The 24,346-nt window shown below is 38.1% G+C and carries 30 protein-coding genes; all 30 read right to left on the reverse strand.

What is annotated here, in order from left to right; translation table 11 throughout:
* Positions 1–227, reverse strand: a 227-nt coding sequence (locus AC0KSB_RS00005; protein ID WP_472305606.1) for a transposase, incomplete at its 3' end; no start/stop codon positions are given.
* Positions 228–307: 80 nt separating this feature from the next.
* A complete protein-coding gene (gene csrA / locus AC0KSB_RS00010) occupies positions 308–559 on the reverse strand; it encodes a carbon storage regulator CsrA (protein WP_472305607.1) in 252 nt (83 codons plus the stop codon).
* 1 nt (position 560) lies between these two features.
* On the reverse strand, positions 561–1,010 hold the full coding sequence (gene fliW, locus AC0KSB_RS00015) for a flagellar assembly protein FliW (RefSeq protein WP_472305608.1): 450 nt from the start codon (positions 1,008–1,010) through the stop codon (positions 561–563).
* Between the two features lie 41 nt (positions 1,011–1,051).
* On the reverse strand, positions 1,052–1,663 hold the full coding sequence (locus AC0KSB_RS00020; protein ID WP_472305609.1) for a DUF6470 family protein: 612 nt from the start codon (positions 1,661–1,663) through the stop codon (positions 1,052–1,054).
* A 104-nt stretch (positions 1,664–1,767) separates the two neighbouring features.
* Positions 1,768–2,694 (reverse strand): flagellar hook-associated protein FlgL, encoded by a 927-nt coding sequence (flgL, locus tag AC0KSB_RS00025; RefSeq protein WP_472305610.1) that lies wholly within the window; start codon positions 2,692–2,694, stop codon positions 1,768–1,770.
* Positions 2,695–2,712: 18 nt separating this feature from the next.
* Positions 2,713–4,215, reverse strand: a complete 1,503-nt coding sequence (gene flgK / locus AC0KSB_RS00030; RefSeq protein WP_472305611.1) for a flagellar hook-associated protein FlgK — start codon at positions 4,213–4,215, stop codon at positions 2,713–2,715.
* A gap of 5 nt (positions 4,216–4,220) precedes the next feature.
* Complete coding sequence (locus tag AC0KSB_RS00035; RefSeq protein ID WP_472305612.1) at positions 4,221–4,721, reverse strand: flagellar protein FlgN; 501 nt, start codon at positions 4,719–4,721, stop codon at positions 4,221–4,223.
* 14 nt (positions 4,722–4,735) lie between these two features.
* A complete protein-coding gene (gene flgM, locus AC0KSB_RS00040; RefSeq protein WP_472305613.1) occupies positions 4,736–5,029 on the reverse strand; it encodes a flagellar biosynthesis anti-sigma factor FlgM in 294 nt (97 codons plus the stop codon).
* Positions 5,030–5,107: 78 nt separating this feature from the next.
* A complete protein-coding gene (locus AC0KSB_RS00045; protein ID WP_472305614.1) occupies positions 5,108–5,566 on the reverse strand; it encodes a hypothetical protein in 459 nt (152 codons plus the stop codon).
* Positions 5,567–5,589: 23 nt separating this feature from the next.
* Positions 5,590–6,351 carry a flagellar hook-basal body protein gene (locus AC0KSB_RS00050; protein WP_472305615.1) on the reverse strand — a complete coding sequence of 254 codons (762 nt, stop codon included), beginning with the start codon at positions 6,349–6,351 and terminating at the stop codon, positions 5,590–5,592.
* 59 nt (positions 6,352–6,410) lie between these two features.
* A complete protein-coding gene (flgF, locus tag AC0KSB_RS00055) occupies positions 6,411–7,163 on the reverse strand; it encodes a flagellar basal-body rod protein FlgF (protein ID WP_472305616.1) in 753 nt (250 codons plus the stop codon).
* Between the two features lie 85 nt (positions 7,164–7,248).
* Complete coding sequence (locus tag AC0KSB_RS00060) at positions 7,249–7,983, reverse strand: sigma-70 family RNA polymerase sigma factor (RefSeq protein WP_472305617.1); 735 nt, start codon at positions 7,981–7,983, stop codon at positions 7,249–7,251.
* On the reverse strand, positions 7,976–10,021 hold the full coding sequence (gene flhA / locus AC0KSB_RS00065) for a flagellar biosynthesis protein FlhA (protein WP_472305618.1): 2,046 nt from the start codon (positions 10,019–10,021) through the stop codon (positions 7,976–7,978). The genes AC0KSB_RS00060 and flhA overlap by 8 nt, the downstream gene beginning before the upstream one ends.
* Positions 10,021–11,094 (reverse strand): flagellar biosynthesis protein FlhB, encoded by a 1,074-nt coding sequence (gene flhB, locus AC0KSB_RS00070; RefSeq protein WP_472305619.1) that lies wholly within the window; start codon positions 11,092–11,094, stop codon positions 10,021–10,023. Before flhB ends, flhA begins: the two co-directional genes overlap by 1 nt.
* Positions 11,095–11,096: 2 nt before the next feature.
* Positions 11,097–11,966 carry a flagellar biosynthetic protein FliR gene (gene fliR, locus AC0KSB_RS00075; RefSeq protein ID WP_472305620.1) on the reverse strand — a complete coding sequence of 290 codons (870 nt, stop codon included), beginning with the start codon at positions 11,964–11,966 and terminating at the stop codon, positions 11,097–11,099.
* Between the two features lie 24 nt (positions 11,967–11,990).
* Positions 11,991–12,260 carry a flagellar biosynthesis protein FliQ gene (fliQ, locus tag AC0KSB_RS00080; RefSeq protein ID WP_472305621.1) on the reverse strand — a complete coding sequence of 90 codons (270 nt, stop codon included), beginning with the start codon at positions 12,258–12,260 and terminating at the stop codon, positions 11,991–11,993.
* 23 nt (positions 12,261–12,283) lie between these two features.
* Entirely contained in the window at positions 12,284–12,952 is a 669-nt protein-coding gene (fliP, locus tag AC0KSB_RS00085; RefSeq protein WP_472305712.1) for a flagellar type III secretion system pore protein FliP, read from the reverse strand.
* 77 nt (positions 12,953–13,029) lie between these two features.
* Positions 13,030–13,551, reverse strand: coding sequence for a flagellar biosynthetic protein FliO (gene fliO, locus AC0KSB_RS00090; protein ID WP_472305622.1), 522 nt, complete (start codon positions 13,549–13,551; stop codon positions 13,030–13,032).
* Positions 13,551–15,161, reverse strand: a complete 1,611-nt coding sequence (gene fliY / locus AC0KSB_RS00095) for a flagellar motor switch phosphatase FliY (protein WP_472305623.1) — start codon at positions 15,159–15,161, stop codon at positions 13,551–13,553. Before fliY ends, fliO begins: the two co-directional genes overlap by 1 nt.
* Entirely contained in the window at positions 15,154–16,149 is a 996-nt protein-coding gene (gene fliM, locus AC0KSB_RS00100; RefSeq protein ID WP_472305624.1) for a flagellar motor switch protein FliM, read from the reverse strand. Before fliM ends, fliY begins: the two co-directional genes overlap by 8 nt.
* 38 nt (positions 16,150–16,187) lie before the next feature.
* Positions 16,188–16,592, reverse strand: a complete 405-nt coding sequence (locus AC0KSB_RS00105; RefSeq protein WP_472305625.1) for a flagellar basal body-associated FliL family protein — start codon at positions 16,590–16,592, stop codon at positions 16,188–16,190.
* Between the two features lie 90 nt (positions 16,593–16,682).
* Positions 16,683–17,558: a flagellar motor protein MotB gene (locus tag AC0KSB_RS00110; RefSeq protein ID WP_472305626.1), complete on the reverse strand. Its 876-nt coding sequence runs from the start codon at positions 17,556–17,558 to the stop codon at positions 16,683–16,685.
* Complete coding sequence (locus tag AC0KSB_RS00115; protein WP_472305627.1) at positions 17,533–18,342, reverse strand: motility protein A; 810 nt, start codon at positions 18,340–18,342, stop codon at positions 17,533–17,535. Before AC0KSB_RS00115 ends, AC0KSB_RS00110 begins: the two co-directional genes overlap by 26 nt.
* Positions 18,339–18,563, reverse strand: coding sequence for a flagellar FlbD family protein (locus AC0KSB_RS00120; RefSeq protein WP_472305628.1), 225 nt, complete (start codon positions 18,561–18,563; stop codon positions 18,339–18,341). The genes AC0KSB_RS00115 and AC0KSB_RS00120 overlap by 4 nt, the downstream gene beginning before the upstream one ends.
* 104 nt (positions 18,564–18,667) lie before the next feature.
* A complete protein-coding gene (locus AC0KSB_RS00125; RefSeq protein WP_472305629.1) occupies positions 18,668–19,501 on the reverse strand; it encodes a flagellar hook-basal body complex protein in 834 nt (277 codons plus the stop codon).
* 14 nt (positions 19,502–19,515) lie between these two features.
* Positions 19,516–20,208, reverse strand: a complete 693-nt coding sequence (locus tag AC0KSB_RS00130) for a flagellar hook capping FlgD N-terminal domain-containing protein (protein ID WP_472305630.1) — start codon at positions 20,206–20,208, stop codon at positions 19,516–19,518.
* 16 nt (positions 20,209–20,224) lie between these two features.
* Positions 20,225–21,778 (reverse strand): flagellar hook-length control protein FliK, encoded by a 1,554-nt coding sequence (locus AC0KSB_RS00135; protein WP_472305631.1) that lies wholly within the window; start codon positions 21,776–21,778, stop codon positions 20,225–20,227.
* Positions 21,779–21,834: 56 nt separating this feature from the next.
* Positions 21,835–22,557 (reverse strand): MotE family protein, encoded by a 723-nt coding sequence (locus AC0KSB_RS00140; protein ID WP_472305632.1) that lies wholly within the window; start codon positions 22,555–22,557, stop codon positions 21,835–21,837.
* Between the two features lie 4 nt (positions 22,558–22,561).
* Positions 22,562–23,017, reverse strand: a complete 456-nt coding sequence (gene fliJ / locus AC0KSB_RS00145; protein ID WP_472305633.1) for a flagellar export protein FliJ — start codon at positions 23,015–23,017, stop codon at positions 22,562–22,564.
* A complete protein-coding gene (gene fliI, locus AC0KSB_RS00150) occupies positions 23,014–24,339 on the reverse strand; it encodes a flagellar protein export ATPase FliI (RefSeq protein WP_472305634.1) in 1,326 nt (441 codons plus the stop codon). The genes fliJ and fliI overlap by 4 nt, the downstream gene beginning before the upstream one ends.
* Between the last annotated feature and the right edge of the window lie 7 nt (positions 24,340–24,346).

A 24,346-nucleotide genomic window follows, 5' to 3' on the forward strand; every position in this document is an offset into this window, starting at 1 on the left:
ATCAGCGTTCCTACTCTAGTTGTCAGGGTACGCTCGCGATAGCCATTCCGATAGCTGACACGTCCATCACTTCGCTCATACGGCTCGGCATTCAATTGTTCGCTGGCCTGTCCTCGCAGCACCGCATCAAATACTTTTTCCAGTAATTTCGCCACCCCGTTCTCCCGATTTCCAAGCATAAGGTCTTTAAGAATTTCGTCTTCCAGTGTAAGATGTACTTGAGCCATGATCTCATTCCTTTCAGTTGTTAGTTTCGCAAAACCTATTATACCGAAAGCGAGCTCGTGGCTCTTTTTTATTTCTCAATTTACACCAAGTATACGGACTTTATCTTCTGCTCATTTGATCTTGCCATTTTTTGTAAAATAGCAATATTTGATTTAACAGATTCCTGATTTATCTGTCTGACCTCTTCAATTATTTCTGCTCGCATAATACGCATGTTTTTTGGTGCATCTATGCCCAAACGTACACGATCACCATCTATATCAACAATGGTAACCTTTATATCATCCCCAAGAACAATGGTCTGATTTTTCTGCCTTGTTAAAACCAGCATATTAAGTCTCCCCCTCTTTTTCGTTGAGCAAAGACTCAAAAACAGGTTGCCTAACCTGATATTCATCACCCTCAACCAATATCTGGCAACCTTTGCCTGATACTGTATTTATCAGCACAGGTGCAGCCAGATTAGCAGTCATTTTATTTAGTTCATCAGGGATAACAGCAACCGATAAAACAAGTAAATCCTCTTCATTAATCAGATCTATGGTTTTAAATACCTCATCATCTATGGTCGGAGAATAATTAGGATCAACGTCAAAAGGACTGATAACAGGTAAAGCAATATCTTCTTCTATAGCTTGTAACCAAAAAATTGGTTTTGTCTGCTCGAGTATAACGAGCAAATATTTTTTCAGATGTTCAAAACCAGGCAATCCGTTTTCAAAAAAAATTATTTTCTCATCTTCCACAGTTATTTCGCCAAATAAAATCGTATTAAGCAACATTGTTTTTTTCCCCGTTTTCTTGCTGCTCCAGCAGCTATTTATTATAAGGTTTTATCTAAACGGCTGACCCGCCGTGGAATCTGAGGTTCAAAACGTGGTCTGTCTTTAGGGGTAAATCTGATTTCAATATCAGGATACTGCAGCATATGAAATTCGACTCTACCAGGTTCATAATGCATTTCTACCATTTTATCCATGATCCATTCTAAGGAAAATTCATGGGGAGTCCATTCTATTTCCATCTGCCCAGGATCCCAATCTATCTGAGGGCTTGGCAAAGAGTGTACAGTCAGATTTACAGGACCTCTGGCTCTATCGGCTATAATTTGACTAATAGAATTATGACGCTTATAAATAGCAGCCATTCTGTTGCCTTCTTCAGCAATTCGTCCTATTGCTTCCAGACCTATAGTATAGCTTTGTGCAGCATGCTGTTCTGTTCTCTGAAAAATAGACATGCGATCCAGCATTGCATTGCGCTGCGAACGATCTATCTGCATAGTCGGTAATCTATGATGAATTCTCATCTGCGGCGGATTATTTCTTATCCTGAATTCAGGTCTGCCAATACGCTCAATATTCAGTTTTGCCGGTATCGTCCTTACTTCCATAACTGGACGCTGCCGGGTAATCTCCATTTGCACGACACTCATCCGTTCTTTAGTTGTTATTATTTTTGTCTTAAAGGCAATACACGCCTCCAAATGTTTGTAAATTAAAAGGCACTAAAAATTAAAGTTCGATTAAATCTTTTGTTTTATCTCAAAAAATCAACCAGAGAAGGAACTATTACTCTGCTGCCAACAGCAAGAGCAGCATTATAAACAGCCTCCGCCATTTTGAAATGCATAATTACTTCACTTGGATCAATATCCTCTATATTAGAACGAACACCCTCATAATTGATAGCATCCTTTCCATATCTGTTACTCACAAGCTCCAGACGGTTAGTTCTCCCACCCAGATCTGCTGCCATTGCCAGAATTTCATTCTGTTTTTTCTGAAATTTATCTGCCATAGCACTGATTTCTTCACCTGAGCCATCACTTTCAAGCAAAGAGATCAGATCATCAAATAATTTCATTATATTCTCTTCACCTGTTCCTGCTACTTCATGTCCTGGGAAGGTAAGCGGCATTTCAAGACCTCTGCCTATTTCAAAACTCAGCTGTTGAAGAGGCAAAGTCGCAGGATCTACTGTTTCAAGATTAAAATTGTTATAAGTAATAGTTCCGTCATTTTCTTTTACAAAAGGAACCGTATTGGTATTATATCCACCAAAAATATATTTGCTGCCATATGTTGAATTAAGAGTTTGGAAAACATGCTCTTTGAGCTGCTTTATTTCTTCATTAATAGCAGTTTTTTCGCCTTCGCTAAGAACACCGTTCGCAGCCTGTATTGATCTTTCATATGCCGATTTCATAGATTCATTCAAATCCATAATTGCAGTTTCAACATGAGTAATCCATGTCTGAGCATCTTCGACATTTTTCTGATACTGATCAAGATCGCGTATTTTTGCCCTGATATCTATCGAAGTAACAACACTAACCGGGTCATCGGAAATTTTTGTTATCTTGCGATTACTGGACAACTGATTATTATACTGATTCATAGTTTTCATATTTCTATTGAGATTATTCAGATAGTTGCCTATCATCATTCCATTTGTAACACGCATGGTAATACTCCTTATCTATCAGCGGCCGACAAGACCGGTCTTGTTAATCAGTATATCTAACATTTCATCTATAGCCGTTATAACTCTGGCAGAAGCCGAATAGCTATGCTGGAATTTAATCAGATTGGTCATTTCTTCATCTAAAGAAACACCCGACAGAGACATTCTTTGCATATCTATACTCTGCTGCATTACATACTGGCTATCCTGCATTTTGTTCGTATGTGAAATTTCAATAGCCATTGTTCCTATCAGACTTTTCATGTAACTATTAAAACTGCCTATACCATTACCTATATCATTACGGTCAAAAAGTCCGATCATTGCCTTGACATTATCATTATTACCCTGTTCGTACATATTACTTTCTATTTCAACGCCCGAAGCAGCTATCTTATAGACATCATTTTTTATAATATCCGAAACATCAAAATTAGCTGCTGTTATTTGGCTATAATCTCCGCCATTATCATTAAAGAAATTAATACCGGTTTCCGAATCACTGCCTATTGGCATAGTCCAGCCTTGAGCATGTACAATATTGAATTCTTCCGCTAAATTTCTGGCAAAATGATTCAATTGCTCAACAACCCACGGTATACCCATATTATCAGTTGTATTGCCGTCCCTTAAATCAAGCATCGCCTTAAGAGCACCACCACTTATATCAACGGCAGTTGCATCATCACTCCATTGAACATGAAAAAGATTGGTCTGCAGACCGGTAGGAGGATCTGGCAAAGGGCTGATTTCTGCTTTAACAGCTTGCAACTTTGTAACATCCGAATGACTTACCAGTGCTTTACCACCTATTTCAACAGTAAGCTGATCATCACTATTTACGCTATATGTTATGTCAACTATTCCTGACAATTCATCAAGATAAAGATTGCGACGATCCCTAAGATCATTCGCTTTCTGTCCACTTAACTCATATCTTGAGATCTGTACATTAAGGTCGGCAATAGACTGTGCCAGATCATTAATTTGATTCGTTTTTACCTCAACTTGTGAATCAAGCTCGGTATGCTTTGAACTTAGTTGTTGGAAATAATGCTTAAAAGTTTCGGTCATCTTAAGAGCATTCTGAAGCATATTGGTGCGATACTCTTTATTAACAGGATCTTTACTCACTTCCTGGAGACTGTCTGTAAAATCAGCAATAGCTGACGTAATTCCTGTATTGCCAAGCTCATCAAACAAGGATTCAACATAAGCAAGACCGCTAGCCCGCTCATTCCAGTAATTCATCTGTGTGTTTTCGCGCCTGAACTGTCTGTCGAGAAACTCACTGCGAACCTGCTCAACTGTAATTATTCTTGCTCCACCACCTACAGAGCCCAATACACCTTGCGAAAAACGAGCATATCCTAATCCCGGTTCTATTGCAGCAAGACTAAGACGTTGCCTCGTATAACCTGTAGTATTTGCATTTGCAATATTGTGGGCAGAAACGTCAATCGCTTTTTGACTGACTGTTAATCCTTTGCGAGCTATTTCCAAACCATAAAAAGTACTCATTTATATCACATCATTTCATCAAAGAGGTTGGCAGACTGCGATTTTTTAGAGTCCAGACTGCCGTCGGCTGAATATGCTGTTGTTTCTTTTGTCTGAGTAGCAGTATCGAAGAGATAATCTATATAATTAAGATGAACCTCTATTAGTTTTGCATTTATCTGATTCTGCCTGTCAAGCTCTTGCAACAATTCGCTTAAAACATTCTGTTTATTCTTCAGTCCCTCATGATCTTTTTCAGAAAGATTTTCAGGCCAAGTATCTAAAGTAATTTCTTCAGGTCTTATTTTAAACTTTATTGCAATTTCCTTCGTCAAATCCATTCTTGCTTCTTCTATAGAAGATATCTCTTCTATAAGAGACTCTTCTTTAGAAACAATTTCATCAAGCAAAGCTATTTCACCTTTTACTATAGCTTGACGCTTTTGATCCGATAAATCGAGAAGAAGTCTGTATATGGATTCTTCTTTTGAAAGATAATCCAACAATTTCACCAGCGAATCATTCATATAACTCCACCCTGTCAGACAATAATATCAAGACCAACCTGCTCTACCATGCGCTGACTAATAATTTCAGCATTTGGTCTATACTGACCTGTACGAATCTGCTCTCTAATAGCATTTACTTTTTCAGCATTAAACTCTTCTGCCTGATGTGCTGTTTTAACAATGCTGGAATGCTCAAGTCCTTGTTTTGAAAGTTCAACTCTATCAGATTGAGTAGTCAATCTAGAAGGTGTACTCTGTGATTGATGACGCACATTATTCTCATATTTCTTGATTGCATTTGCACCAATATTAGGATCTATTCTCATATATATTCCTCCCCAGTCAGCCATAAAAACAAAATTTTCGTACGGCTAATATCATGTCACTTATATTTATCGAACAGATTACGGTTTTCTTGAATGCATTCTTTCATTAAAATCTTTAGAGTCTTTATCTGTATTTTTTGTTGGTTTCGCTATATTTGTTTTGTTTCGTTTGCTTAATGGCGAATCTGAAGCCCCTGCAAATGACTGCTGCACGCTTTTCAATTCATTGCTAAGCTGCATCTGACAACTATCACAATACCTGCCTGTCTGGATGTTGGTTGCACATCTTTCACACTTTAAGGCTGATGAAGCACTATCTAATTCTAATCTGCCTTCTCTCAACAACTGCAAAATTGTTCTTTCCTCAACCTCGGTAGCTTCAGATATTTCTGATATACCAGCATGCGGATTATCATATATATAATCTCTAACAGTTCTATATTCCTGATCAATTGCATCTATACAGCGTGGGCAATAAGGACTGGCTACATAATTAAACAGTTTACGGCATCTTTTGCATTGGCGAATATTATTCATTTTTTATCTCTCCATTAATTCTATTAGCGACGCAGATCATTAGCAGTTGCTTTCATATCGTCAGTTGTTGTTATAGCTCTACTTAAAAATGCATATGCTCTTTGTGCTTCTATGAGCTGAGTTAATTCCTCTGCTAGATCTACATTTGAGCCTTCTAAGTAACCTTGTCTAATTTCAGAATCCACGGCAATTTCAGCAGCTCCAGAAGCTGGCCCTACCTGCCATGTGCGACTCCCAGAGGCTTCTAAACCTGCCGGATTAGCGAAATCAAAAAAGCCGATTGCATCTAAAAATTGTCCGTCAACCGTTATTTCACCATTTATCCCTACCTCAGCCTGGTCAAAAGTAACAAGCGAAGTAATCGGCTCCTGATCTTGATTAAGAACAAATTGTCCATTACCAGTAACAAGATAATTCACGCCATTAAGCTCACTTGTGTGAAAAGAACCATCTCGTGTATATCTGACATTTCCATTCGCATCTTGCACCGCAAAAAAACCATTATTTGTCAATGTAAAATCAAGATTACGGCCCGTTTCCATCATAGGACCCTGAAGCATACTTTGAGTGGTTGCTCCTGTAAGCACGCCTGTACCTCTAAGCAAATTCTCTCCACTTTCAGGATCAGCCGGATTACGCATAGTCTGATATATCGTGTCCTGAAAATCGACACGATTACGCTTAAAACCGTGCGTATTAATATTTGCTATATTATTTGCCAGAGTATCTATTTTATTTTGTTGTGCAACCATGCCGGAAGCAGCTGTATAAAGTGATTGCGACATCTTTTTCCCTCCACAGGCATATACCTGAATAATATTTATAATTTATCTAATTTCCAAAATCAAACTCTTCCAAGGTCATTAACAGTCTTACCAAGTTTTTCGTCCATAATTTTTATCATTCTTTGATTTATCTCATAACTTCTCTGAATTTCGATCATATTTACCATCTGATTGGATAAATCAACATTTGACATTTCAACAAACCCTTGTCTAACTTGAACATTCTCAATCGGCTGTGCTCCGCCAGCAACTGAGTCATACATATTGCCACCCTGTTTTCTTAAATCAGTATCGTCTTCAAAGGCAACTATCCTCAGACGGTCAATATTTGCACCATTAACTTGAACATTTCCCTGTGAATCAACAGCAAAATCCAACTGGCCTATATTTATTTCTCCTTGTTCTCCTAAGACTCTGTTTCCAGAATCAGTAGTTAAAAAACCGTCTGCATCAAGCTGGAAATTACCAGCTCTTGTATAACGTTCTCCTTCTGGAGTATTAATAGCAAAAAAACCTTCACCTAGAATTGCAAAATCAGTATTGCTTCTGGTTTCCTGCAAAGATCCGGTCGCAAAATTTGTTACAACCTGGTCTATATGTATACCTGTATTTAAAGGTCCTACCGCCACTGAGCGCTGGACAATTGAAGGATCATTCATTCTCTCAATCATCAAATCTTCAAAAGAACGTGATACAAGACCATCTTGTTTAAATCCAACCGTAGTAGCATTGGAAAGGTTATTTATTACCACATCCATCCGCTTTTCCTGGGTTAACATACCAGTAGTTGCAGTATATAATCCTCTGATCATTTAATCTCACCTTTCTTTTTCAGTATCCTCTTATTATACCATATTTGACGCTATACTTTCGAATATACATACTCTGTTTCAAAGATTACCGATACGGTAATACTTTTTTTAAACTGTTACGCAGTTTTAGAATAATTCCTGAATGAATCTGAGAAATTCTCGACTCAGTGAGATCTAAAACTGCACCGATTTCTTTTAATGTAAGTTCATCATAATAATAAAGATTTAATACAATCTGATCTCTTTCTGACAATTCTTTAATTGCTTCAGTCAAAATATCTTTAAACTCCCTGCTCTCTAGATCACGGTCAAATACAGGATCTGTTTTGAATTGATATTCTTCTGTCACAGCTTCAGTTAGCAATTCATCAAGATGCAGTACACTTAAAAAATGAGCCTCACCTAAAACAGTGTGCAAATCCTCTACGGGCATCTGTAAATAATCAGCCAATTCTTGATCTGCCGGTGCTCTGCCAAGCGATTGTGCTAAAGCGTCATTTGCCTGTTCTACCTGTTTTATCCTCGTCCTGACATGGACAGGTGCCCAGTCCTGCTGACGCATATAATCAATTACAGCACCTCTGATTCTGATCTGAGCATATGTCTCAAATTTCACTTCTCTGTCCAGATCATATTTATCAATCGCATCAATCAACCCCAATACTCCACAGCTTATCAGATCATCAAAATCATGATATGTGCGGCTTGCAGGAAAAAGACGGTTTACCACCCGTTTAACCAAAGCAGTATACTCTATGATCAAATCATTACGCGCTTCAAGATTGCCGTTTATCTTAAAATCACGCCACAAATCATCCATTTTCTATGCTCACCATCCCTTCAGCGTGAATTTCAATGGCTGCATCTATTTCATTATATGATAAAACTGCCAGTTCCGGGGACATCTGTTCAACCATTTTTTTGAAATGGGGTCTAACAGCCGGAGAGGTAAGTACAACAGGATTTACGCCGATAGACATCAATCTTTCCAGAGATTGGCGAAGATTATGCAGCAACCTTTGGATCTGATCAGGAGATAATGCTACAAAAGAGCCTTGTTCTGTCTGCCTGAGTCTTTCAATAATAAGCTGTTCCAACTGAGGATCCAAAGTAATTACTCTTGCTTTTCCATCACCAACAAATCTTTTGCTGATTGTACGTTTCAGACGTTGTCTGCAGTGCTCTATAAGCAAATCAGGATTACGAGTTGCACCTGCATAATCGGATAAAGTTTCAAGAATTGTACCCATATCCCTGATTGAGACGCCTTCTCTTAAAAGTCCTGCCAGAACTTTCTGGACTTCGCCAAGCGTAAACAGCTTTGGTATAACTTCTTCTATAAGAGCAGGTTGTGACTGCCTTAGATTATCCATAAGAGTCTGTACCTGCTGACGATCAAGAAGTTCATTTGCATGTCTTTTAAGCAACTCAGAAAGATGAGTAGCCAACACAGAAGGTGGATCAACAATCGTATATCCTGCAAGTTCAGCTTTTTCACGTTCAGATTTTGTTACCCAGATCGCCGGCAATCCAAAGGCAGGTTCAATAGTATCTATGCCCTTGATAGGAATACTGCTTTCTTCCGCATTCATGGCAAGGAAATGATCGGCCATAATCTCGCCTCTGGCTATTTCTTCTCCTCTGATCCTTACAACATATTCATTTGTTTTTAAAAGCACATTATCTCTAAGCCTTATCCCGGGGATAATCAAACCAAGATCCATTGCACACTGGCGTCTGATCATAACAACACGGTCAGAAAGATCGCCTCCCTGGCTTGCATCAGCCAGAGGAATTAGTCCATAACCAAACTCTAATTCAATAGGATCTACACCAAGAAGTGAAACTACATTTTCTGGTTTTCTGCTCTCATTTGCTATTTCTTCACTAATTGTTTCCGGTAGAGGTTCAGCGGCTGCCGCAATTATTCTACGACGAATAATAGTAGCCATTACAATTAAGAGCAAAGCGATCATCCAAATAGGTAATCTGGGAAGACCTGGTATTAATCCCAAAGCCATTATTATCACACCTGCTGCATATAAAACAGTTGGCTGACTAAATAATTGGCTGGATATTTCAGCACCTAAATTATCTTCTGAAGCCGCTCTTGTAACAATAATACCTGTTGCCGTCGAAATCATAAGAGCAGGAATCTGACTTACAAGTCCATCACCAACAGTTGCCAAAGTATACTTTGAAATGACTTCTCCTACTTCTAGGTCGGAAGTCAACATACCTATAACGATACCACCAACGATATTTATTATTGTAACTAGAATAGATACTATTGCATCACCTTTTACAAACTTACTGGCACCATCCATAGCACCATAGAAATCCGCCTCACGTTGTATTTTCTGTCTGCGTATTTTGGCCTGTTGTTCATTAATCAAACCAGAATTCAGATCAGCATCAATCGCCATCTGCTTTCCAGGCATTGCATCAAGAGTAAATCTTGCAGCAACCTCCGCAACACGTTCAGAACCTTTTGTAATAACCAGAAACTGAATAATGACAATAATTGCAAAAATTATGACACCCACTACAATATTTCCGCCTATGACAAATCCTCCGAAAGTCCTGATAACAGCACCAGCTTCACCGTTATTACCAAGAATTAGACGAGTTGATGAAATGTTAAGTGCCAACCTAAAAAGCGTCAACAACAGCAGCAGGGGGGGAAACACCGAAAAATCAAGAGCTTCTTTTGTAAAAAGAGATAAAAGCAGAACGGTAACTGCCAAGGTAATATTAACGACCAAAAGAAAATCCAGAAAAACAGGGCTAAGTGGAACAATAATAAGTATAATTACGACAAAAACTATGCCTGCTATAAACACATCAGCAAACTTCATCAGCTTAACCCTCCTTTCACTTTTGCCACATAGGCAAGAACCTCTGCAACAGCTTGATATAAATCTATTGGTATCTGCTGGCCTATCTTGCACTGGGCATAAAGAGCCTGTGCCAGCGGTTTATTCTCGATAGTCATTATTTTATGTTCGGCAGCCCTTTCTTTAATTTTCTGAGCAATATAATTTTTACCTTTTGCTAACACAACAGGAGCAGTATCAATATCTGTATCATAACGCAAAGCAATGGCATAATGTGTAGGATTTGTTATTATCACATCAGCATGAGCTACATCTGACATCATACGAAGCATACCCATCTGCCTTTGTATTTGTTTTATTCTACCTTTTACCTGCGGATTTCCTTCAGTCATTTTATATTCATCTTTTACTTCCTGCTTGGTCATCTTCAAATCCTTTTCAAACTTCCACCACTGGTACAGATAATCGAAAAGAGCAAGAACAATAAGAACCGCACAGGCACGGAAAGCAAGATTAAACAGAATCTGGCTAATCATACCTAAAGCAACTGGTAGTCTATATCCAATCAAAGAAGGCAGACGCCGCAAATCATTATATATGATATCCCAGGACATAGCGATAATAATACTTATTTTAGCAATTGATTTTACCATTTCAACTATCGCTCTACTGGAAAAAATCCGCTTGGCACCTGAAATTGGATTTATTTTTTCCGGTTTTAATTTTAGAGTTTTAGTAGAAAATAAAAACCCTGTCTGTAAAAGGTTAACAATAATACCAACAGCTACAGCAAACCCAAGTAAAGGTGCTAAAATCCAGAAAACATCTCCAAGCAATCTCCTAAAGTACTGCATAGTCGATAATACTGTCATCGTTTCACTGCCAATGTCAGCCCCTGGCAAAAATTCATAAAAAATATCCATGATATTTGCGCCCATATTGCTAATCATTATTCGCAAAAAAGCTATCATTGAGATCAGGATTAAAGCGATACTCATATCTTGACTACGTAAAACATTACCCTGCTCGCGTTCGTCACGCCGCTTTTTCGGGGTCGCCTTTTCAGTTTTTTCACCACCACCATTGCCAGGCATCGCTATCCCCCCAGTCCCGCAATCATATTTTCCATTGAAATAAACATTTGCTCAAAAATATTATCTGTAAAAGTTATATAAAATGGCTGCATTGCGAACAGCACAATCAGTCCAATTATTATTTTGAGAGGAATACCAACCATATAAGCATGGAAATTAGGTACAGCCCTCATAAGTATGCCCATAGTAACTTCACTGATCAAAGCAGAACCAATGATCGGAAGCATCAAAGTTACTGCCATTGAAAACATTAGAAAAAAAGATTCCATGGCAACCTGAGCCAACTGAGGTTCAATTGAAACCTCTCCCACAGGTATTCTTTCATATGTCAGTCCCAGAATACGTATGAGTTTTAAGTGCCCGTTTAGTATAAAAAAATAAACAGTCATTGCTATATTAAGCAACATGGCTGAATATGTAGTTTGTGTTCCCATTGATGGGTCAAAAACCGCACCCATTCCTATACCCATCTGAATGTCTATCAACTGTCCAGCAACTGCAGGTATAGCATAGAAAACTACTGTTATATATCCTAATATCAAACCTATCAGCAATTCACCTATAATCAAAAAAATATATCTTACTGGCTGTCCTACATCAAAGTTTGAGGGCGGTGGGTATACTTGACTAAATATCATTGTCAGGATAAAAGCCAGACCCAGTCTAAATCTAACGGGAATGTTCCGACGCCCAAAAATCGGTGATATTGTAAAAAGACCTGATGATCGAACAAGAACCAGCAAATAATATGGCCATGACTGCAAATTCAACATCGGAAAGCCCGGTATCTCAATAACTGAGTTTAGTCCGGTCAAACCAACCGTTATTTCAACGAAATTAAGATATTGCAGATTGGCAATTACTGCTGGCATCTATACTCCTTTCTTAATCACATCTCAGGACATCAACGTAGGAATACTGTTAAACAGCATAGTTGTAAATTCAATCAGCGTAGTCAACATCCAACTGCCAAATATTACCAAAGCTAATAAAACGCCCATTATTTTCGGTACAAAAACGAGGGTCTGCTCGTTTATCTGTGTCATGGCCTGAAATATTGAAATTATAAGTCCAATTACCAAAGCGGTAATCAGTATTGGTGATGCCACTCTTAAAATCGTATATACGGCTTGCTGCATTACGGTCAGCATTTCACCTTGCGACATAATAATACTCCTTTCATGCTTTGCTAATTGAAACTGTTAAATAATGTTCTGATAACAAGCTCCCAACCATCCACAAGCACAAATAAAAGTATCTTGAACGGTAGAGAAATTACTGTTGGCGGCAACATCATCATACCCATAGACATCAAAGTACTGGCTACAATCATATCTATTACAAGAAAAGGTATAAATATAAAAAATCCTATTTGAAAAGCTCTTTTTAACTCACTGGTCATAAAGGCAGGGATGAGAACACTGGTTGGAATTTCATCAACAGTCGCAACTGACTGTATTCCTGCCATTTCCATAAACATCTCAAGGTCTTTAGTATATGTCTGCCTGCCCATAAAAGTTCTCAATGGCTGCATCGCTTCTTCTAAAGCCTCATCCTGATCAATCTGTCCGGCTACATAAGGTTGATATGCATTAGTGTTTATTTCGTTGAAAACAGGAGTCATAAAGAAAAAAGTCAAAAATAATGCCAATCCTACCAATACCTGATTCGGAGGTGTCTGTTGTGTACCCATAGCATTTCTGACAAAGGTCAACACAATAATTATACGGGTAAAGCTTGTCATCATTATCAAAATGGACGGTAAAAGTGATAACACAGTCAGCCAAAGCAGCAATTGAACTGTTGAAGCTCTATCATCTGGAAGTGTTATTTGTGCTGAAACTTTAGACCCTGTCATTAAAAGAACCAGGGGCAGACTTGATAAAGCCGCAATAACTTTGCCGGCAAAGAGTATCCTTTTTTTCCTCTTTTGCGTCATTTATCATCACCTGTCCTTGTTTTCTCATTGTCAATATTTTCAGAATAAGTTTTGCCGTTTGGTTGTTTCTTTTCTTCAGTTGCTTTATTTTGTTGATAGGACAAAGGGTCAGATAATCCTTTTATTCCTTTTTCCTTAATAATTTGATAAATTTTGCCAAAGGACGGCTGTTCAGTTGCTTCTGGATAATTAAGCATATCCGAATCAATTTCAGAAATAAGCTGAACAGATTGATTTGTCACTCCTATCAATAAAGATTTACCGGCAATTTCTATTATTGCAAGATATTTATCTTTTCCCAGTTGAACTCTCTCTTTGACCTTAATATTACGACTTGACTGGTTAGCCTGAGATCTGCGGCCAATCCAGCGTGTCGTAAAATAAGTTAATACTAATATAAGAACGGTTATAGCAATCATACCGAGCATATCCAGCCATAAATTTGACGAGGACATGCTTTTGAATGTTATTTCACTTGAAACAAAATATATACTCTGCATAACTATAACCGAACTCATCAACGTATATTCCGCAAACGGTTAGATGGCGAAATAATCTCTGTAATTCTCACACCATAGTTATCATCAATAACTATTACTTCACCTTTAGCAATCATTTTGCCATTTATAACAATATCTACCGGTTCACCCGCAACCTTATCAAGAGTAATTACAGAGCCCACACTTATATCAAGAATATCCTTAATAGTTTTTTTACTTTGTCCCAGCTCAACTGTAATCTGAAGCGGAACATCCATAATCATCTCAATGCCATCTTCTTGTGGTATACCTGACTCATTATTATCGAAATCATTTAATTGAACAGGTCTTACATCTACATGCTGCTCAGGGGTTCGAGAAGATAAATCTTTCCCCGGAGTGTGGTAAGGTGCTTGCTGGGATTGCATCTGAGGCCAGCCTGGATATTGCATATTAGGCTGACCCTGATATGGCGGATAACCATACTGGGGATATGGTGGATAAGGCATATGGGCATTGCTATTATCCCCACCTGGAGCCGGCGGATAGCCTGGGTAGCCTGGATAAGCTTGATTAGTGCCAGGTTGTGCTTGTGGCTGATTATAATTTTGTTGTTGCTCAGGTGGAGCATGTGGCGGCATTTGAACATTTGAATTATCAGGATTTGTTCCTGTCTTTGGCTCAGTTTGATAATAATTTTCGACAGGAGGCTGTGAAGCGGCAGGCACATCAGTAGAGGCGCTGCTTGCAATCTCAGATTGCTGACCCTCCTGTCTTTCAGCTATCGCTTCAGGTATTGTTTCAGCCAATTCTTCAGTATCATTTTCATCGGAAAAAGAGCCAAGAACAGTTCCAACAAGCTCACTTGCAAAACTCATTGGCATAAGCTGCATAATTCCACTGTCTATTATACCCTCGATCTCCATTTTGAAACCTATTTTTACAAGTGCATCAGACTCGCTATTTATAAGAGTCTTTATTTCCTGACCAGACAATTCAATCACAAGTGTTTGCGGTGGTGAAATATTTACGATACGATTGAGCATATCAGCCATTGATGTAGACATGCCACCCATCATTTGATTCATAGCTTCGCTGATAGCACTTAAATGAAGCTCACTTAAATCACTATCATCAATATTAGTACCGTCTCCACCCATCATTATATCGGTAATTTTCTTAACATCATCAATTCGAAGTATAAGAAGGTTATTGCCAACCACACCTTCTGTATATTGCACATCTACAATGACAAAAGGAATATCATATTCACTCGCCAAAATATCCGGAGTTGTACATTCCACCTGTGGTGTAGTAATTGATACCTTGCGACCCAAAATAGTGTATAAAGCTGTAGCTGCAGCTCCCATACAAATATTACCGATTTCACCAAGTGCATCTGCTTCCATCTCACTGAGGCATTCAGGCAAATCAGCAGGATCAATAGAATGATTAGCCTGAGATAAATCTGGCTCGGCTTCTTCAACCTGTTCCGAAGTTTCGGCTTGATAATCAGATTGTTCCACCATTTCTTCACCTACAACATCTGCGGCTGTATCTGTTGTAATTTCCTCAGAACCATCTCCTGTAGACTGAGCAGCTCCATTAAGCATTGCATTAATCTCTTCCTGGGACATCAGTTCACTCATCTTCTGATTCCTCCTCTTTTATTATTTCATCTACCCTGACAGCATAACGATTATTCCTTGTGCCCAGGATTCCGTACAGCCTCGGTATATGTCCGATTTCAATTTTAATTGGATCTCCAACCTTATTTTCCAATTGAATAACATCGCCAATCTGCAGATTAATAAGATCACCTACTGTTATTGCCGTATCTGACAAAACAGCCTTCAATGGAATCAGAGTATGTCTTAGCTGATGCATGATTGTATCCTGATATGATTCATGCTTCATCGCATCCGGTGAGAGGCTTGTAAAAACTCTGACATTTAAATCTTTCGCTATAGGTTCTATTGCCATCTGAGGAATGCAGATATTAATTAAATCTTCATTGTCTCCCAACATAACACTCATAGTCACAATAGCTATCGTATCATTTGGTGATACAATCTGGGCAAACTGCATGCTCGTTTCAATAGTTTCCAGTGACGCCTTTATTTTTACAACTTTATTCCAGGCTTCATTAAATAAAGGCATAAACTGTCTTACTACTTTTTCCAGTATGACAAGATCTATTTCTGTAAACTGACGACGGTTTTCAGTTGGAGTTTCATGTCCACCTAAAAGACTCTCAAGAATAGAATAAGCAACACTAGGAGACATTTCTAAAAGAATCGAACCTTGCAGGGGTGTCATTTTGAATATAGCCAGTAGACTGGAGGCACTAACAGAATTAGCAAACTCCGCATAGGTCTGCTCTTCAACCGAAACAACTTTAATATCACAATAAGCACCCAGATTTCCCGTCAGATGCGTAGCAAGTAATCTTGCAAGATTATCATGTATTGTTCGCAAGGTTCTGATCTGATCCCTGGGAATCTTATTTGCTGTGCGAAAATCATACTGTCTGACTGACAGCTGCGGTTCCTCTTCATTAATTCCGGTATCAGCTGCGCCTGTACTTAAGGCATTCAGAAGTTGATCTATTTCGCTTTGTGACAATACTTCAGACAACGCTTTTCACTTCCTTGTTCATTTATTTAAGCCAATAATTATTGAATAACAAATTCATTAAAATATATTTCCAGAAATTCATCAGTCTGGAATTCTGAAGAAAATTCTTTATTCAGTGCGGCAATAATTTCTTTTCTCAAATCTTTACTCGTTTTGCCATCTTTAAGTTCTGCTTCATTTTTGCCACGCAAAATGAAAATGATGGTGTTACGAATACGATGGTTATTTTCTATTAGAATATCTTTATTATCAGAATTATACATATACAAAATGACATCCGTCTTAAGAAGACTTGTACTGTTTTGGATATCAGTAACGAAGTATTCTCCAGGATCATAGTTGAAAGTCTTATCAACAACTTTATCCTTATTCAAAAGGTAATAGGCAACTCCACCGGCAATCAAAGCTACGACCAAAACAATGATGATAATTTTCTTTAACAAAGCGTTACTCCCCTGTCTTCATTTATTTTTTCTTCCAATACCCTGCATTTATGTTTTTATGCAAAGTAATTATATTTGCAATTAATATATTTAATTAGGTCTGCTACTAAGCAGAATATCTACTCTGTTATTTTGATCGCGTCCCTCTTCTGTATCATTTGTAGCCACTGGTCTTTGATCACCATAGCCTTGCGTATATGACAAGCTGGGACTTACTCCACTGTTTGCAAGTAAAACCTCAAGAACTCTTGTGGATCTTCGGCCTGCTAAATCCCATTTACTGGTCATATCTCCTTCTACCGGAGTTACAGAATCAGTGTGTCCTTCAGTATGCATAGAAGTAACAATTGGGGCATAAGGCTGAATTACAGCTGATACCTGCTGCAATAATCCCATAGCATCAGGTCTTAGCTGATCACTGCCAGGCTCAAAAATGACAGATGCAATTAATCTTATCCTAATACTTGACTCTCCACGTTCAATTGCTACGGCAGGACCTATACTGGAATTTGCCATTACAGCTGCAATCTGATCAGACAACTCTGTCATCTGCGTTATATAAGCAGGTACAGGCGTTGGAGCAGGTGTCGGAGGCGCTTCTGTAGGAGGTGTTGTGGGTACAGGAGTTGGAATTGCCGTGGGTGCTGGTGTAGCTGTTGGTGCCGGAGTTGGTGTAGGATCTAAAGTAGGTTCAGTTGTCTCCTGCGTCGGTCTAGTTGTAGTAGGCATCGCATCAATCGGATCAGTCACTCCACTTGGCTCTTCCGGTCCTGCAGGAACAAAATTATCCATTACACCGGAAGCCCCGGAAAATGATTTTACCAGCTGCTCCCATTTAGCAGCATCTATTGTAGAAAAGGAAAACAACAGGACAAAAAAACATAACAAAAGTGTTACGAGATCGCCATAGGTATCCATCCAGTTGGCGCCACCACCCTGTTCATCCTGTGATCGTTTCTTTTTCATCTATTGATACTGCTCCTTCCTGACTTAGTGATTGTTTCTTATTATTCGCTTTTTCTGGTATAAAAGCATCTAGCTTTTCTTTAATAATTCTAGGATTCTCACCATTTTGTATTGAAAGAATTCCTTCCATCATCAGAGCTAGTCTGTTTTGCCTCAAAGCAGAAGCAGTTCTAAGTTTATTTGCCATGGGAGTAAAAAACAGATTAGCCATAATTACACCATAAAAGGTCGTTACAAGTGCAGTTGCCATACTTGGGCCAAGTGCATCTACATCTGATAAAAAAGCAAGCATATTAATTAGACCAATCAATGTACCAACCATACCAAAAGCTGGTGAAAAAGCAGATGCACTAAGCAGAATTTTTATAGCCTGCTGATCTTCTTCCTCTCTAAGAACGGTCTCTGCCTCCAAAATATCTTTTACCAGTTCAGGATCTGTACCGTCAATGACAAGTTCCATACCCTTCTGTAAAAACGGATCTCCAAAAGCTTCACCGTCTAATGCCAGCAGACCTTCTCTCCTTGCTGTATTTGCAAGTTCTATAATTTTTTCAGAATCAGCATTAAGATCTATTTGCGGTTTAACAAATGCATCCTTAAATTTTGGCAGTGATTCTCCCAGCTGTTCAAAAGAATATGAAACCATAGTGGCACTTATTACACCACCGATAACAATCATGATTCCTGCTGGATCGACGTATCCACCAAGATCACCGCCTATCATAATACCACCGACAATTAAGATAATTCCTGCCAGCATTCCAACTATTGAAGATAAATTCATACCATTTCCTCTTTTCCTGTTTTAACCTGTATTCTACCGTCATGAAAGCAATGATACCTGAACGAAACTATCTTATTTAATATCTCGCTCGTTGTATCTGTAACAACAAGCTTTTTACCATTAACCAGCGTTATGACTGTATCAGGAGTTTCCTCTACTGTTTCAATCAAATCACTATTAAGATAAAAGGCTTTATTATTAAGTCTTGTCAATTCGATCATAGTACGCTCCAGCTTTCTTTACGGTTTATTTAGTAGAATAGTAAGTCCGTTGTCTATACCTTATCGTCGAAAATGGTATATTCTTGACTGTTCACTTTATCAGATTATCTCTTGAGATTTACAAGTTCTTCCAGCAGACTGTCAGAAGTTGTTATAACTCGGGAATTAGCCTGGAATCCACGCTGAGTGATAATCATATCTGTAAATTCTTTAGCAAGATCAACATTAGACATTTCAAGAGAAGCAGGATTTAAATATGATGTTCCTTCTATCCCAGGAGCATTTACAATCGGCAACCCGGAGTTCTGACTGACATCATAAAGATTATTACCCATTTTTGTTAATCCGTTCTGGTTATTAAAATTAGCCAGAGCAATACGTCCAACAACTTCTCTTTCTTGTGTAGTACGGTTAATACCCACAATCTCACCGGTCTTGCTAATACTGATGTCATAGTAATCGTCAGGTATAACAATATTTTCAAGTGATGTCATATCATCATAATCAGCCGGCAGCGTATCTCCCATCCAGCCCTGTACAATAAGTCCATTTGAGTTTATTAGATTATTTGCTGCATCTGTAGTAAAATTACCAGCTCTGGTAAAATAATCCGACGCACCATCTGAAACGATAAAGAAGCCATCTCCCTCAATGCTCAAATCAAGTGCCGAACCGGTATATTCAGTTGCTGACCTTGTAAACATAGTATCTATAGAACCAACCGTCATACCAAGACCAACCTGCTGAGGATTAACACCTCCTGTATTTGCACCGGGAGCAGTTGCAGGGTTTATAGTCTGACTGTAAATATCCTGAAAAGTAACACGGCTTGATTTAAAGCCGACAGTATTTACATTAGCAATATTATTACCGATAACATCCATTTTTGTCTGATGATTTTTTAATCCGGAAACACCGGAATATAGTGAGCGTAACATAATTTATTTCCTCCTTAATAATCCATAACCTGAGTTGTGGGATCGCCTAAGCTTATTATTTCTGAATTTTGTCCAGTAACTGTTGTCTGATTACTGCTATTTACAGTAGTTTGTTCATTTATATTATCTGCCGGAGCAGTTGTATTATTATCCGCCGAAAATTCTGCGCTAGTATTATTCGCTGTAATATTTTCTGTATCCTCTACAGCAGAGTTTCCAGACTCATTATCTGTCTCATTTGAACCTGCGGATGCTTCAGTGTCTGAATCCGGTGGAACTACCGGTACGTCTATATCTGCCTCATAAACAACAATATCATTGTTAAAAGGAATATAGTGCTTACCGTCAATTTCCAAATATGCTGCCCCTCCAGAAGATAAAACTCCCGTAACAACACCATATATTTCAACAGGATTGCCGCTGTCATCGTTAACAACAGAATAGACATTTTTGCCCATGAGATTATATGCCTGACCAAATGTAAAACTGTTGTTTAAGGCCTGCATTTGCTCAAGAGTACTGAATTGAGCAAGCTGAGCAATAAATTCTTTGTCTTCCATCGGACTTAAAGGATCCTGGTTCTGAAGCTGTGCTACCAGAAGCTTAAGGAAATCATCTTTACCCAGAGTGTCTTTAACCTCTCTGGTACTATTACTTGAATATTGCTGAATTGCTGCTCCTGACTGAATTGCTGCATCTATCGGCATATTTATTACCTCCTTTTCAGGCAAAATAATCTACAGAACCGTTTTGATCCTGTTTCAATCGATTGGTTTGTATGATACGTTTGTCATCTATCGAATTAATTCCTGACTGACTTAATGAACCATTTCTATGATTAAATTTTATGAAATTGTTATCCTGTTTTTCAAAAGATTGCGCATTTTCTCCTTGCTGGCTGGTCTGGTCTGAAAAATCAGAAAGAATCTCGGTTTGAACAATATCAAACCCTTTATCTCGCAAAGCCTGCTGCAAATCATTTGCTTGCTGTGCTAAAAGCTCTCTTGTCATAGCAGTATCACTGATAAGCTGTGCTATGAGTCCATCGCTGCTTTTGATCAAACGTATTTCAAGCTTGCCAAACTCGTCTGGACGCAGACTCATCGTAAGCTGCTGAGTTGTTCCTAATCTTTGAATATCAATATTATTTATGATTTGACCATGCAAATTATCAGAATCGCCTATTATCGAATTTTCAGAGAAATTTTGCTTTTGTATTTCAAGTTCTAATTCACCATATTCTTGAACTTTGTTCTCCGCTGACTGAACTATCTGTTGATCAAAGATTTCTTTTCTTAGAAACTCATTCTCAGATTCAGGTTGATTCTGATATTCAAAACTATTTTCAATGTTTACATCCGCATCAATCGATGTTGTCTGCTGATCAGAAGACAAATCAGTCTCTATATTGCTAACTGCATCTTTATTATCGCTATCATTATTTTGATATCGCAGACTTCTTAATCTTATTTCTGCATTTTTTATTCGATTTACATCTGTATTGCTTGAATTTGTTTGTATGTTTATATCAGGAATTTGATCTGAAAATAAATTAGCGGCTTCTGGCTCTGTATCTGTTGGTATAAAATCATTTACAGTATTAGCGCTATGTGAATCTAACACATTAGGATTAAGATCAGAATTATGAGCTATATCTTCAGGGACAATCAAATTATTGGAAAAATTGTTTGCTTTCGTATTATTATTAACATCTTCATGGTCTGTTGTTATATCTGAAAAACCGGGTAAATCTACACTGGTAGGAAAAGATTTTTGTTCTTCTATGCCTTCATCAATAACCGGCATTTCAAGATTTAACCCATTAGCTTCAATAGAAACTGTTTGCTCAGAAATATCATTGTCTAAACAATTATCTGTAGAATTATTTGTAGAATTATTTGTAGAAAGAAGAGAGGAAATAGTTGAAAAATAAGGGGTCATTATGATATTTTCATCCGACTCAGAAACATCTTCGAAAAAAGAGTTTTCTTCATCAAGCTCATTTAATTCTAACGCGCCTTCCGAATCAGATGAATTTAATTCAACATTTACATCATTAGTATTTTTATTATCAAAACGATCACTGATAGATTCTGAATTCCTTTGCTGATCTACATTATACGAGTCTTTTCTAATATCTTTTTTAGCAACATCAAAAGATAAAGACTTAGCTAAAATATCATCAAAGAACATACTGCTGTCTGACTTGGCAGTTTTATTATCAACCAAAGACCCTTTTTGCAATAAAGAGGGATTTATTTTATCAGTATATGACATATTCTTACCTTTCTTACTTCTTTGCTCTCTTAAAGTTTAATATGCTTTTATTGTCACTACCTTGAACCGGTGGTTGAAAGCATTTTACTTGTCAAAGATGATGCCTGCTCCGGTTCAAGAAGAGCTAATATCTGCGAAGCTTTTGCCTCGCTGAGGTTGCGTAATATCTTTATCAAATCATCTTCATTTTCCATTGTCCCCAGAATATTAGCAGCCGTCTGGGCATCCATGGATTCATATAGAGTTATTATTTCGGCCAATTCTGCTTCTTGACCTTCGACACGAGCCTTGTAAACATCTAGCTCTTTCTCTCTCTCATCAAGATTATCTTTTAATTCCTCAAGAGCTTCTTTTTCCTGCAACAATGAAGTTTGATCAATCTGAATCTGCTGCTGTTGCGTTTCGATTTCTGCTTCCAGCTTACTTAATTCATTTCTCCTGTTTTCAATAATCACATAAGAATCTTGATCAAGTTTTAAACCACCTATCACTATACTTCTTACGTTGCCTACATTAAAGTAATAAAAAGCTATTCCTACTGCTATCAAAAGAAGAACAAAAAAGACACCGTACAGGAAACCTGCAAAAACCGCACCTCCGTGACTGGTTTGCTTCGGGGTAGCCGCTTCTCTACCCTTTTTAGCAGCCTTCTCTTCCTTGGCTTTTTGTTTTGCAGTACTTCTGGCTTCTGATTTTGCTTGTTTATCTGCTTTTTTTCTAGCTGCCTGAAGTTCTGGCGGCAATGTGCTTTTAACTTGTTTTGTGTCCTGATTTGCCAACAGCTTATCCTCCAGGTTCTGTTACGGGGTTCAGGCGAAAGGTGATCATATCATCAACCGCCTTTTCTTCTTCTTTTGCAACTTCTTTTCTATATGCTTCAAACTGTTTCTTTTTCATTTTAAGCAATGACTTTATCTCATTCATAGTTCTAACCAGTCTGGATTGAACCTGATCTTTTTCTTCTTCAAGCTGAGCAATCAATATTTTTTGTTCATCCTGCAAATCATGCAGCCTGTTGAAATATTGATCATATTGTCTGTAATCAGGCGAAACCCAACCTTTTTGCAGACTACTCTGCCAGTCATTTCGCAAATTGACTTCTTCTTCCAGCAAAGCCTCTAATATATCCTGAGCCTCTAACAGCTTTTGGATAGCTATTGCGAGATCTTCTTTTCTGTCTTTTTCTTCACGCTCTTTAATTGATAATAAAGTCTCCAGTGTAAATTCAAATTTTTTCATTTTTCACCTGAACCTTTCATCATATTCAATAGATCAACCGAATCTTCAAAATCTGTAGACTCATGAATATCTTGTTTTAGAAAACTAATAATACTGGGATAAATCATAATAGCTTGATCAATTTCAGGATTTGTTCCTCTTTTATATGCACCAATACTAATAAGATCCTGCGATTCATTATAAATACTTAAGTTGTTTTTCAGAAATCCTGCTGAATCAAGATGCTCTCTGTCTGTGATATCAGGCATAATTCTGCTAATGCTTGCCAAAACATCTATTGCTGGATAATGATTACGATGAGCCAATTCTCTAGATAACACAATATGTCCATCAAGTATACCTCTGACAGTATCTGCTACCGGTTCATTCATGTCATCTCCTTCAACCAAAACAGTATATAATGCAGTAATTGAACCTTTATCGGAATTACCGCTTCGTTCTAAAAGTTTTGGTAAAACATTAAAAACAGATGGTGTATATCCACGTGATACAGGAGGTTCTCCTATAGCCATTCCTATTTCTCTTTGTGCCATAGCAAAGCGCGTAAGTGAATCCATAAGCAACAGCACCGACAATCCCTGATCTCGGAAAAATTCAGCAATTGCAGTTCCAAGCATAGCAGACTTCTGCCTGACTATGGCAGGTTGATCTGAAGTAGCAATGACGAGTATTGATTTCTTCAACCCTTCTTCACCCAGATCTTTTTCTATGAATTCTCTGACTTCACGACCACGTTCTCCAACAAGTGTTATGACATTAATATCTACGTCACTATTTCTTGCCATCATTCCCAACAAAGTACTTTTACCTACACCACTACCAGCAAAAATACCCATACGTTGTCCTCTACCACAGGTAAGAAGTCCATCAATTGCTCTTACCCCAAGAGGCAATGGATTTTTTATACGCTGTCTTGTCAAAGGGTTCGGAGGCGGGTTATCCGAACTATAATATTCTTCTACATCAAGCTTACCCAGGTCATCAATCGGATTACCTAGGCCGTCAAGAATTCTTCCTTTGAGTCCCATTCCAACCGGAACCTGTAAACAACTACCTGTTGCCAGAACCCTGCTACCAGGCCCTATGCCGGTTAAACTGCCAAATGGCATCAACAAAATATGATTGTCTCTAAAACCTACGACCTCTGCATCTATATATGAATCTTCTTCCAAAGTGAAAATTTGACAAACATCCCCCATCCTAGCTAAAGGGCCAATCGATTCTACTGTCAAACCAATCAGTTGGCAAACATAACCGCTTTCCTCAACGGTGTCTATTTCATTGAGTTTTTTACTATATCTGCTCAAGTCAATAGTGTTCATCAAAATT

This window comes from Ercella succinigenes, from assembly GCF_900002895.1.